This window comes from Brevibacterium moorei (assembly GCF_024580735.1).
In the GTDB taxonomy this organism is placed as follows: domain Bacteria; phylum Actinomycetota; class Actinomycetes; order Actinomycetales; family Brevibacteriaceae; genus Brevibacterium; species Brevibacterium moorei.
Genome location: NZ_JANIJX010000012.1, coordinates 29,067 through 41,254, shown reverse-complemented (window position 1 = coordinate 41,254; position 12,188 = coordinate 29,067). Strand labels below are relative to the sequence as shown.

6 protein-coding genes are annotated in these 12,188 nt (G+C 62.4%); 4 read left to right on the top strand and 2 right to left on the bottom strand.

Features of this window, described 5'->3' with window-relative positions:
• Positions 1-28 precede the first annotated feature (28 nt).
• Positions 29-2,632 (top strand): sigma-70 family RNA polymerase sigma factor, encoded by a 2,604-nt coding sequence (locus NQ034_RS09280; RefSeq protein WP_257048469.1) that lies wholly within the window; start codon positions 29-31, stop codon positions 2,630-2,632.
• Between the two features lie 215 nt (positions 2,633-2,847).
• Complete coding sequence (locus tag NQ034_RS09275) at positions 2,848-4,563, top strand: SIR2 family NAD-dependent protein deacylase (protein ID WP_257048468.1); 1,716 nt, start codon at positions 2,848-2,850, stop codon at positions 4,561-4,563.
• A gap of 331 nt (positions 4,564-4,894) precedes the next feature.
• Here the strand turns inward: NQ034_RS09275 and NQ034_RS09270 are convergent, their stop codons facing one another.
• Positions 4,895-5,581, bottom strand: coding sequence for an NUDIX hydrolase (locus NQ034_RS09270; protein WP_257048467.1), 687 nt, complete (start codon positions 5,579-5,581; stop codon positions 4,895-4,897).
• An 86-nt stretch (positions 5,582-5,667) separates the two neighbouring features.
• On the opposite strand from NQ034_RS09270, the gene NQ034_RS09265 reads away from it, so the two are divergent.
• Positions 5,668-7,278, top strand: coding sequence for an ADP-ribosylglycohydrolase family protein (locus NQ034_RS09265; protein WP_257048466.1), 1,611 nt, complete (start codon positions 5,668-5,670; stop codon positions 7,276-7,278).
• A gap of 71 nt (positions 7,279-7,349) precedes the next feature.
• On the opposite strand, the gene NQ034_RS09260 is transcribed toward NQ034_RS09265, so the two are convergent.
• Entirely contained in the window at positions 7,350-11,252 is a 3,903-nt protein-coding gene (locus tag NQ034_RS09260; protein WP_257048465.1) for a phosphodiester glycosidase family protein, read from the bottom strand.
• A gap of 308 nt (positions 11,253-11,560) precedes the next feature.
• Here NQ034_RS09260 and NQ034_RS09255 point away from each other — a divergent pair, with 308 nt between their 5' ends.
• Complete coding sequence (locus tag NQ034_RS09255) at positions 11,561-12,187, top strand: hypothetical protein (RefSeq protein WP_257048464.1); 627 nt, start codon at positions 11,561-11,563, stop codon at positions 12,185-12,187.
• Position 12,188: the final 1 nt, after the last annotated feature.

Below are 12,188 nucleotides of genomic sequence, written 5' to 3'. Positions count from 1 at the left end.
CACTGCTGCACATGGTGAAGGACTGCTCATGAGCGAAGCACTGATCTCCCGTCCTGCCTCGTCGTCAGGCGGCGAGCTCGAGACGAACACCGACCCATTTGTTCGGTCGTTGCAGTTACGTTCTCCCCGGATTTCAAATCCACATCTGTGGGAGTGGCAGGTTGAGGCACTGACGAACTGGTACGCAGCCGGTTGCAGGGGTGTGGTCGAGGCGGTGACTGGCGCAGGTAAGACCATGATCGGAATCACTGCCGCGTTTGAAGCTTTCAAAGCGGGAATTCGCACCTTGGTCATTGTTCCGACGGCCGAGCTTCAAATTCAATGGCAGGAACGACTGGCAACTACGATTCCAGAAGCCCGAGTCGGGACGCTAGGTAACGGTCGGCACGATTCACTGGACTCATGTGACGTGCTGGTTGCAATCATCAATTCAGCCGCGCGGCATGAGCTGTTGTCTGCTCACCAGAGTGGCATGCTGATTGCCGATGAGTGCCATCGTTATGGGGCCCCATCATTCGTGAAGGCTCTGAGCGAGAGGTTCCACTACCGCTTGGGCCTAACGGCCACCTATACACGTAGTGATGACGCCCAGAAGTTCACGTTGGATCCTTACTTTGGTGGGGTGGTATTCCGACTTTGGTATGACAGGGCATTAAGAGACGGTGTTATATCGCCGTTCAAGATCGCCTTCGTCGGAGTGCAGCTGACATCAGGCGAACGGTCAGTCTATGAAGATACGACCAGTCGGATTACTAAACTGGGCGCAGGGTTGAAGGCCAGGTTAAAACTGGACCACGCAAGCGCCAACAGATTTTTTACGGCGATTCATCGGCTTGCCAGTCGTGAACATGATCAGTCGCCTAACTGCATCATGGCCCGGAAATATCTTGAAGCGGTCAGTCGGCGTCAACAGTTACTGGCTGGAGCACGCGGTAAGCAGGCCTTGTTGTCGCAGCTTTCCACAGTCGTAACCAGTTCGAACGGGACCCTGCTCTTTTCCGAGACGATTGGTACCTCAGACGTGTCAGCGAATGTGCTGCGTGGATGCGGAATCTTGACAGAGGTAGTTAGTAGCGTGGCAACCCCGGTCGAAAGGCGTAAGGCTCTTCAGAGTTTCGGTGCGAGTCGAGTCAAAGCATTATGCGCTCCGCGGGTACTCGACGAGGGTATCGACGTGCCGGCCGCTGACCTTGCGATCATTGTCTCCGGTTCCAAACAAGCACGGCAGAGTATTCAACGCCTTGGTCGCGTCATTCGTCGAAAGGCCGATGGCGGATGTGGACGATTGGTGTTGCTGTATGCGGCTAATACTGTCGAGGATCCTACGGTCCGCACTGCTCATCCGCTCATTGGGATCCTCCCATGGGCGCACCGTCATGCAGTGTTCACCGAACGTCAGGTTCACGACCTGCGTAGGTTCCTCAAGCAAGAATTCATTCAAAGCGCACAGCCAGCCGCAGGTGGACGGGGTGAAGCGAATCGTCAGCCTAAAGACGCTGCAGCAGAAGCAGGGGAAGTGATAGAGCCCTCAGCGCCTGCGCGGAGTTCCAAAATCGTCTTGCGCGAAGAGCCGGATGAAGATGACCTTCCCAGTAGCAATGATAGGAGCCGGTGTGACGAGCACATAGGCGAGCAGGCCTTCGACGGTGATCTTCTCAAGTTTTATCTTGCGCAGGTCGGTGAGACACCCCTATTGACGGCGGACGAGGAGGTCGAACTGAGTAAGCGGATTGAGGCCGGGCTATTTGCTCGGCACCTGTTGCAGACCGAGAACATCCGTACGCGCCGTCGGGGTCTTGACTTGGAATGGGCTGTGGCGGAGGGCGCTGACGCATATAACTTATTTCTGCGTTCCAACCTTCGTTTGGTGGTTAGTATTGCCAAGAGGTATCTGCATGCGGGACACAAGTTGGATCTTCTTGATCTAATACAGGAAGGGAACTCCGGGCTAGTTCGAGCTGTTCAGAAGTTTGACTATACTCAGGGGAATAAGTTCTCCACGTATGCGAGCTGGTGGATTCGCCAGGCAGTCTCTAGGGCGATAGCGGATTTGGGTCGCACTGTTCGTCTTCCAGTACATATGTCGGATCAGGTTAGTGTTGCGAGGGCTTGTAGGAACAGAGATTCGTGTAAAGAACACGATCATGTGAAGGTTGACCTGGTTGAGCGGGTTCAGCCGATTTCGCTCGATGACATTCTGGAGCACTCTATACCGTATGGACCACTGGATGAGTGGGTAAGCCTTGCTGACCGTATCATCATCGATGAGGTCTATGTTGTTCCGGATCCCGCTGAAATCGTAGTTGCAGAGTCGGTACGGGTATGGAATGCACGCAAGTTTGATGAGATCCTTAGTTATCTACCTGAGCGTGATAGATATATCATTCTAGGGCGTGCTGGGTGTCTTACTGGCGAAAAGATGGTTCTGGAGGAACTGGGGAAGATATTTGGTGTTACCCGCGAACGGATCCGACAGCTTGAAAACAAAGCTATGAAGGCGCTTCGCGCATATTTCATTGATGGTGATTCTGAACCGCTTAAGGCCTACGCATCTGGCGTCCAAAGGCTGCCAAGAAAAACTAAGTCGGCGATCTGGATTGCTGACCCTGGACGAAAGTTACCCCTAAAATGACCCCGCATGTGTTTGTGACCCGTGGAGACCTGACGCACGTAGCCTGCAGCGCCTGGATGGTGCCGACGGATCAGACGTTGAGTGTGCGCCGACACTGGCGTCGGGGAAATCCGGAACTCGAGAAGGCCATTGCAGGCTTTCACAATGAGGAGTTCTTGTCAGGGGATGCCCACGCGGCGGCACCGGATTCCTGGCTGGGGCCCAGTCCAATGCCGGTGTTCACTGCAGTGCCCTTCCATGGGTTTGGGAGCGCCGACGAGTTCGAACCGATCATTGACGAGTTTGTGGCTGTTGCCCGACGTGCGATCGACCGCGGCATGGAGTACCAGGCGGGGGCCGGTCAGAGGATGGGTGGTAGCGCGCTATTGCATGGGCGTCCTCTGCCATTGCTGGCAATGCCAGTACTAGGGGCCAGCGGTGGTGGAGGCGCTGCGGTCATCGGCGACCTTATTCAGACCATCCTGAAGGCCGCAACGGTGGCTGCCGAGCGGCATCAGGTTGACATTGTGCTGGTCGTCCGCGACGCAGCGCAGCTGGCACTGGCCCAGCGGATTCGGCGATCGAATGTGGAGACCGGCTGGTCAGAGCTCAACGGAGAACTGAAGGCGATGGCCGGCGAACTTGCGAGGGATGCAATCGCCGGGAAGATCGTCCCGTTCATGGGTGCGGGCGTCAGCATGTCTGCAGGAGCCCCAAGCTGGGGTGGCCTAGTTGATGGCTTGGCCGTCGGCGCGGGCCTGACAAGCAGTGAGCGTCAGCGACTGTCTGGGAAGAACGTGCTGGACCAGGCTGAGATCCTCCTCAATGTGTACGGCGACCAGGCGAAGTTCAATCTTGCAGTGGCGGAGCGTGTTGAGGTGGAAAGATACGGTCTGGCGCCGACTCTGCTGGCCTCGCTACCGTTGGAGCAGGCTATTACTCTGAACTACGACACCCTCTTCGAGAAAGCCAGCGAAGACGCAGGAGCGCCCTGTGCGGTCATCCCCAGTCCGGACGACGGCGGTTCAGATGACGCTGCCACTCGCTGGCTGTTGAAGATGCACGGGTCCGTGACCGACCAGGACTCGATCGTGTTGACGCGCGATGACTACCTGGGTTTCGACGCCAATCGGAATGTGCTGGCTGCCCTGGTCAAGGCAAGCCTAGTGACCAAGCGGTTGGTGTTCGTCGGCTTCGGCCTGGGGGACGACCACTTCCATCAGATCGTGCACGATGTGCGGGCCGTCGAACCAGGCAAGATCTCACGGAACGCGGTAGCTCTGACTCTGTCGCGTGACTCTCTAGACGAACGGGCTTGGGCCGGGAAACTGCAACTGTGCCCCATGACGGCTGAGGACACTGATCCGGGAACTGCAGGACGGATCCTGGAGGTCTTCCTCGACTACGTGTTGGCATTGTCCACTGATAGCCGGGAGTACCTACTGGATGAGGCCTTCGCATCTCAGCTGACCGATGATGAACGATTAATGAAAGGTGGTCTTCTTGCCTTGCAGTCGGCGCTTCAGTGTGTCGACCGCAACGAATCGAGCGCCTCGTCGCTGCGGGCCGGTTTCAAATCGTTCGGCCTGGGCATGGGGGATCACGATGAGACTGGTCAATATAGCCGGAAGGTTGCCTCTTGGAAGATGGCGGCGGTAGCCGGTCTAAGTCAGCTGGACTTCTTGGTTGACGATGTTTTCACAGTACTTTCAGCCGGTCCGACAGTTTTGGAAGACTACGAGTATCGCCAGTGGGAGTCAGAAGAAGGGAGTTCGACGGAAGCTGAAATTAAGGAGATAAATGAGGTTTTGGAGCAGGTTCGATCTGATTTAGAGGATGCGGAAAACGCCACGGAAGAATTGTATGAGATGGTGGAGCATATGCGTGATCAGTACGAGAAAGTGTGGAATGAAATTAATTATTCGCCTGATGAAGACCTGGATATTCCGTAGGAGTGTTGGCTGCGTCGTGGTAAGTGATACAACGGGGCGTGAACGAAATAGACTCCCCTGTCCCCGTAGATGATGACTTTTGAGGATATGGGCAGTGACTGGCAGGCAGAATTTGCGGCCAAGAGCGTGGATCGTCCGAAGTTCTAAGGACGAACACTATGAAGTCATGCCTGATGAAGTGAAGCGTAAGATTCCGCTGCGCAAGGATTGGACCATTGACGAATGTGAAATGGCCTGATCCGGGCAAGTGGTTGCGCCGATGCTCTCGGGATAACTATGTTCCCCGGGAAGGTTAGGGCCTGCCCGGATCACGGTGCCGGCCATTCAGAAGCTACCCTTCAACCCGCCTGAACAATCGCGCCGGCTTCCCCACGGTCCCACCCTCCAGTCGCCCGGTGTCCTCCAGATGCTTGGACATAGCCCTGCGGAAGGTGTCCTTCTGGGCGGTGCCGGGGTCCACGGCCTTGTGGAGGCGGTGGAGTTCCAGCATGGTGAACTCCTCGGCCAGCATGTGGCCGGGGTCCGGGCGTTCGGCGTAGTCCAGTTGTAGCTGTTGCACGGCGCGGGCCACGATCTGGTCGTGGTCGAAGTCCAGCCCTGTGGCCTCGGCTGCGGGGATGATGCGGCTGCCGGCCACGGCCTCGGCGGGAAGCGCCACCATATGCGCCACGGAAATCACCCAGCCGCGATCATCACGCCCCTGGGCGTCGAAGACGTGTAGCTGCTGCGGTGCCCTACCGGTGATGCAGGCCTTGTCGCGCAGTGCCCGGGCCACGGCATCGGCCAGGGACTCGCCCTGGTGCAGGAAGGTACCGGGTAGGCGCAGGCCGCCATCGTGTTCAACGACGACCACGCCCAGCTGGTCCTCGGCAACCGTGAGCACCGCAGTGTCCACCGCCACCGACGGCCTGGGGTATTCGTCCAGGGTCTTGCCGTGGGAGTCCCGGTAGGGCGCCTGCCCAGGAGTGCCGCCCTGCCCGGAGTGTCCGGCCTGATCGTGTTGTCGTGTGCTCGCCATATAGACATTAAATCAAAAGTGCGCTAATCTGTCATGAGTTAGCGCAAGAGTGAGCTAACTGCGAGTGTGAGAATGAGGTGAGTGCCGTGGTGAGATACGGTGTGGGACCCAAGGCGGTCTGTCCGGACGAACGTTTCCATGCCCCGGGCCAACAGGATCGCGCTGCCGGTGTCATGGTGGGCATGGCCTGCGGCGATGCGCTGGGTGCGGGCTACGAATTCGGCGGACCCTACCCGGACCACATGCCCATCGAGATGAAGGGCGGAGGCGCCTTTAACTGGGAACCCGGCGAATGGACCGACGACACGTCCATGGCCATCCCACTGCTCACCCTGCGGGATCGCATGCGCAGCTACTGTCTGGACCCGGTCGTGGACCAGTGGATCGACTGGGCCCGCGACGCCAAGGACGTGGGAAACCAAACCCGCGCGGTACTGGGTGATGCGCGGAGACGGGGACGGGCCTCGGCCACGGGAAGTGGAATCGTCAACGAAGGGCCGGCGGCCAACGCCATGGCGGCCGCGGCCGCCTACCAGAAGCACTTCCCTGACGCGGCCGGCAACGGCTCGCTCATGCGCACCGCGCCCGCGGGACTGGCCGGCTTCTATGGGCCCGTCGCGGTCTACGCCCAGGAACAGAGCGCACTGACGCACCCGCACCAGGACGCGCGCGAGGCCTGTGCCCTGTGGAGTGCCGCGATCACCCACGCGGTGCTCACCGGGGACCTGGACATCCGGGTGGGGCTCTATGACATGGACTTCGAAGTCCATGCGGTCAGCAGCGGTGGTGTGGACGATGATGCGCAGCTGGCAGAGCGCATAGAACTCTGGGAATCCCGCATCGCCGAAGCCGAGGCCAACCCGCCCGTCCACTTCTCCCACAACGGCTGGGTGGTCCACGCCCTCCAAGCGGCTTGGTCGTCCATCGTACATTCGGGCGACCGGGCCGATAACGACCCGCGCCACCTGCAGCGCGCCCTGGAACTGGCGGTGCGCAGCGGCGGGGATACGGATACGGTCGCTGCGATCGCCGGCGGGCTGATCGGCGCGTCCTATGGCGTCAGTGCAGTCCCCCTGGACTGGAAGCGGAGGATCCATGGCTGGCCGGGCTGGCGTAGCGAGGAACTGATCGAAAACGCCATCGACCAGGCGCGGCTGGTGGAGTACTCGGAAGAATCTGCGGAAGGGTATTCGGACGCGGGGGACAAGCTCTGGCCGCTGGTCGATCGGATGAACTATGCCGGCTGGGACCGGACCGACACATGTGTGCAGGACCCACACGATTCCGGCCTGTACTTGGGCGGCGTCCGTGCCTTGGACGTTCTGCCCCGCAGGGTAGATGCCGTCGTATCCCTGTGCCGGATCGGTCGGAAGCAGATTCCTGACCAGGTGTGGCGCGAGGACCGGGTGGCCGTCTGGCTGCCCGATGCCGGTGACCCCGCAGGGGCGGCCCACCTGGACTATGTGCTCACTCAGGCCGCGGACATGGTGGCGACCCTGCGCGCGGAGGGACGCACTGTGCTGCTGCACTGCGTTCAGGCCTACAGCCGCACGCCCACGGTGGCAGCGCTGTATGCGGTACGGCACCTGGACGTGGACCCGGAGCAGGCCCTGGCCCAGGTGGTGCACGCGCTGCCGGGCGCCCACCCCAACCCCGCGTTCAAGGCCGCGTACCAGCGGATCACGGGTGGGGCCTGAGGTCGGAGCGCGGACCTCGACCCCGTGTGCCCAGAGAGTCGGGCACACGGGGTCCTGTACAGCCGGTCGGCTCAGTGCCGACCGCGCGACCTGCGCACCAGGAGTACGCCGAGCGTTGCTAGGGCGCAGGCCAGCACCGCGATCGCGGCAATACCCGCGCCGGCACCTGTGATCGGCAGACGGCCCGCGGCACCGGGACCATCGTCTTCTCGGTCTTCGCCGTCTGCCTGCGCATCGCTATCTCCGCCGTCGGCGGAACCCGTGGAACCGTCGGAGTCGCCCGGCGCATCCGGGCCGTCGGGCCCCGACCCCGTACCGCCGCCGTTACTCCCGGCATCGCCTTCAGAGCCCTCGTGGTCGTCGGAGCCGTCGCTCCCCGACCCCTCGTCCCCGCCTTCGGAGCCGCCTTCTGCGCCACTGTCGGAATCGCCACCGGAACCGTTTCCGGAACCCTCGTCATCGCCCGGCACCGTGACAACGGCCTCGGCGGTGTGCCCATTGACAGTCACGCGCAAGGTCGCCGTTCCGGCACGCAGCGCGGTCATCGTGTGCGTCAGCGGATTCACCCGGACCACATCGGTCCCGGCCTTCTCCGCCGCGGTGCCGGCATCGGTCACCTCGCCCGAATCGACGGTGACACCGCTGCCGCCCCACTGCGCGCTCACCGGCCACTGCACTGGTACGCTCCGGCCATCCTGCTCGATGCTCGCAGCCACATCCACGGAATCGCCCTTGGCAATGGTTCCCGGAGCATCCAGCGCGACCGAATCCACCCATGGCCGGGTTTCGGCGGCCATCCAGCTCGCCCTGTCGGCCGTGGACGGGCTATCGGACAGCTTCCCCTTATCCGGGTCGACCCCAAGCATCGTCCAACCGGTGAAGCCGCCGCGTGCTGGAGTCGACGCCGGATCCTTGCCGGAATTCCCATTCACCACATAGGTGACACCGTTGGCCGCAGATCCGTTGAACACACCCACATGCCCATTCACCACGGCCACAGACTTGTGGGACCTCGCGCGGAATGCGCCCAGAGCCTTCTCCAGCTGTTCTGCCTCCCGGCGGTCACCCAGCCGGCTGTTCTTGTCCGGCAGTGGATCCTGGGTCGGATGGTGGAAGAAGACAAGGGCTCCGGTCAGGTTCGGATCCCGCTCCACCTGCTCCAACTGTTTTTCCAGATTCCGCAGCTGGTCCGTTCCGTTCGCGTGGAGAGTGCCCGCGGACGAATCCAAGGTGATGACCCGAGTCCCGCCCACCGTCCGGTTCTGCGTGGTGGCGCCGAACGCGGTCTTGAAGTTGTCAATCGCCCCGCCCATCACCTCGTGGTTGCCCGGCACGTAGATGTAGGGGATGTTCGCGTCCCAGTTCTCATCGAGGATCTTCTTGGCCAGTTCGAAGTCCGCCTCGGACGCCTCGTCGACCAGGTCCCCGTTGATCACCAGCAGGTCCGGCTTGGTCGCGGCGATCTGCTTGAGCGTGCGCCGAGCCCCCTTGGCATTCTCGGAATCCGGCTCGCGCGCCACGAACTGCGCATCGCTCATGACTGCAATGTGCTGCGGCCGTTCGGCGACCGAGCCATTCGCCAGCAGGGCACGATCGTGCAGGGGCAGAGGATTGTCCACCTTGGCCTCCGGCGTCACAGTGGCCGTCAGACCGGCAACCGTTAGATCACCCTGGTACTTCGCGTCGGACTTGGTCTCCATGAGGCGCAGTGCGGTGGGTGTCAGCGGCTGCGACAGGCCCACCGGCACGGTGAAGTGGACCTTCTGCCACCCCTCGAAGTCGATGTTGGCGCCGTCCACATTGGTTGTGACCCCGTCTGCGTCTGTCACCTGGAGCCTGGGCCAGACGCCGGAGCCGTCGCCCTTGACCCACAGATCGAAGCCCAGTGCCGTACCTTCGACGGGCTTCGGGGCCTTGGCGATGAGATAGTAGCCCCTGGTCGCCGTCGACTGGGTGAAGTCGTAGCGCAGCCGGATGCCACCGGGCTGCTGTCCGTCGGGCACGTCGACTTTCTCGAATGACCCCGAGGCGCGTGCTGTGCCGTCGGTGAACGCGGAGGCGTCCGCCAGGTCGAACACCGCCTTGCTCTCGGTTCCGTTCGTTACCGCCACGTTTGTATCGACGGTAGTCTTCCCCGTCTTGACGGACAGCGTCACGGTGCCGGTGTCCACATCGTCCTTGGCACTGACGGAGAAGTCCCCGGCACCGCCCTGCTTGACGGTGATGCCCTTGGTGGCCTTCACCTTGACATCGCGAGGTTCGATCAGCGCGCGGTTCCCGTCCGCATCCACGCCCTGCAGGCTGAGGACGCCGCTGGGCGAATCCGCCGTTAGGTTGAGCGCGCGGGTGCTGGGCACCAGCGCCTCCGGCGTCCCCAGGACCGTAAGCGTGAGTGACCCCTTTGCCGCCGAGGCCGCGCGTCCCGGGGCGCGGGAACCCACAGTGTAGGTGACGGTGCCCGTACCCCTGGCCCTGCCCTCGACGACGGCCGAAGCGTCCTTCGTGGAACTCACCGCGACCTTGCCACCCGCGGCGAACGTGCCCTGCGAGGCCATCGGGCCCAGGTCATCGTTGAGTCCGGTGGCCTGGATGCTCCGGGTCAGTCCCGCGAAAACGGCGTGCTCATCCTTCACCGTCGGATCCACTCGGACCGATGTCAGGGCTGAAGTGGGCGCATCGGAGTAGACCACCAGGGCATTGGCGTCGTTGCGCTGCGAGCCATCCGATGGTGAATTCCAGACGGCAGGCGCGGAGGCTCCGGCAACACGCGCTGCCATGGTCGTCGAACCGCCACCGTCTAGGTTGACCGCGTTGTAGGCTCCCATGCGCGCCAACGTGTCGGCCAGTTCCGGCATGCTCATACCGTGCGACTGTGCGGTCTTGCCGTCGACCGTCAGCGCAAAGACCTTCTGTCCGTCCTTGCTGATGCCGACGGCGGTCCGCGGATGCAAGGAGGTGATGAGATCGTCAGCGGACGACTCGACCTCTTCTGTCACCTTGCCATTGCGCAACAGCTGGTGGCTGCCGGCAAGGCCCATGTCCATCTTGGCCTTGGGCGCTACGGTGATGTCGACCTCGTCGCCGGGCTTGAGTGCCCCAACAGTCTTGGCCCCGGCCTCGCGTCCCAGAAGCACCTGCGTGCCCTTATCCTCCGGGACCCGGCCCAGCTCAGAGCCGGCGTCGGAAACGACCTCGGAGACCTTGCCGGCAACGACGATCGCTTTGGCCACCGTCTTCGTCACCGCGTCCGGACCGCCGACTGGTCTGGACAACGGGTAATCGCCCCACTGGGTGTCGTAGACGCCGATCTTGTCCTTGCCCAGGCTGGGATTGTTCAGTCCGCCCAGGTCCACTGTCGTGGTACCTCCGGAGCTTTCCCCGTGATCCGGGTATGTCATCGTGCCCGCCGCCGAAAGCTGTTGGATGGCGGCCCTGGCGCCGTCGACGGTCAGCGCGGGCCGTTCGTCTACGGTTCCGGTCTGCACGCCGTCGCGGCCGATCGACGTATAGACGGGGGCATTCGAATAGTTCATGTCGAAGAAGGTTCCGTTGATCCCGGCGACGGCCTTGGGCGAGCGCTTCATGATCTCCGTGAGCGTCCCCGGTTTGGTCACGGCACCGTTGTTGGCCACATCAAGGGATACGGTCGGCTCGGTGAGGTCTATGGACAGCAGGTTGCCGTTGTTCCAGCCGCCGTCCTCCAAGCGCGAGAAGTTCGTGAGCGAGACCCCCGGTGCCACCGCCTGGGACTCCTGGGTCCGTAGCACGCCGCCGTCGGGGTCGACCTCGGCGATGGTCGGGGAGGTGGGCTGGGCCGGCGGAGCGGTCTTGGCCTGTGCCGGGAGCAGTCCGCCGGTCACGACCAGGCCGAGGCCGGCGAGTCCGGCTGCCAGCGGCTTCAAGGCCCGTTGCCATGCGGGGGCGGACTGTGAGTTGTGTGCGAACAGTTGACCACCAATGGGAGTCTTGGCCACGAAAATCCTTCACTCGTAGTGGGTATAACCCGGACAGGCTATGAGACGTGGAGGAGACGGAGTTGAGGACTCGGTTACCGATGCGTGAACCTTTGGCCAAGGGCCGTGGTCGGGCCGATAGGGCCATGGCCGGCTCATTCGATTTGAGAGTGTGATGGGGTCTGGCGGGTCAAATCCCTTTGCGTGCAGCACGTCGTATGCAGCCTTCGATATCGATTACAATGGCGAGTCCGCTGAACAGTCCTGGCTTGGCGGGGTGGTCGACAGGGGGGTGGCTGGGATTCGTGCCGAAGGGATGGGGGAGCTCAGTGGAATTTGATCTCGACGGGCATCCTGAAGCACAGCTGCTGGCTCTTGCCTTGCAACTGACGGAGCCGGACGCTCGTGAAGACGCGGGGTATCGGGCGGTGGAAGTGCGTATGCTGCGGGACTTCATCGGCTTCGCATTGCCCAGCGTGCAGAGTTCTGACGATGGGCCAGGCGGTGCAGCCGGCGATGGGCCCGGCGGTGAAGCTGGGAGCGCGTGCGATGGTGCGGCTGGGGACGGTGATGCGGTCGAAGTCCATCACGTGTTCCCCTATGGCGTCCGGTTCCGGCTGCTGCGTGCCCTGGACACTCTGGACGCCCGGGACAAGTCCGGTGCTGCCCGGGCCGAGCCCAGCGGCGACCCCGATTCGCCTTGGTATCAAGCACTGGCCGGCCTCCGGGATGACGTGGCCGGCGCCGCTGCTGAGGACCGGGCCAGGTGCGAACGGGCTCTGACATACGCCAGCGCACTCGACGATGCACTGTCCGGCGCGAGCACCCGCGAGGATTTCCTGCGTTGGTTGCGCTCGCGGGCCGACCGGCTGGGTCGGGTCTACGGCAGTCGGGGCTTTGCCATCGCGGCGCGGCACGTGGACGCGTTCTTGGCCGGCAATGGGCACCCTGACTGAA

What these genes read in the sequence shown, in the direction of transcription:
- NQ034_RS09280 (WP_257048469.1), top strand. Translation starts at nt 29, where the DNA reads ATGAGCGAAGCACTGATCTCCCGTCCTGCCTCGTCGTCAGGCGGCGAG.
- NQ034_RS09270 (WP_257048467.1), bottom strand. Translation starts at nt 5,581, where the DNA reads ATGGCGAGCACACGACAACACGATCAGGCCGGACACTCCGGGCAGGGC.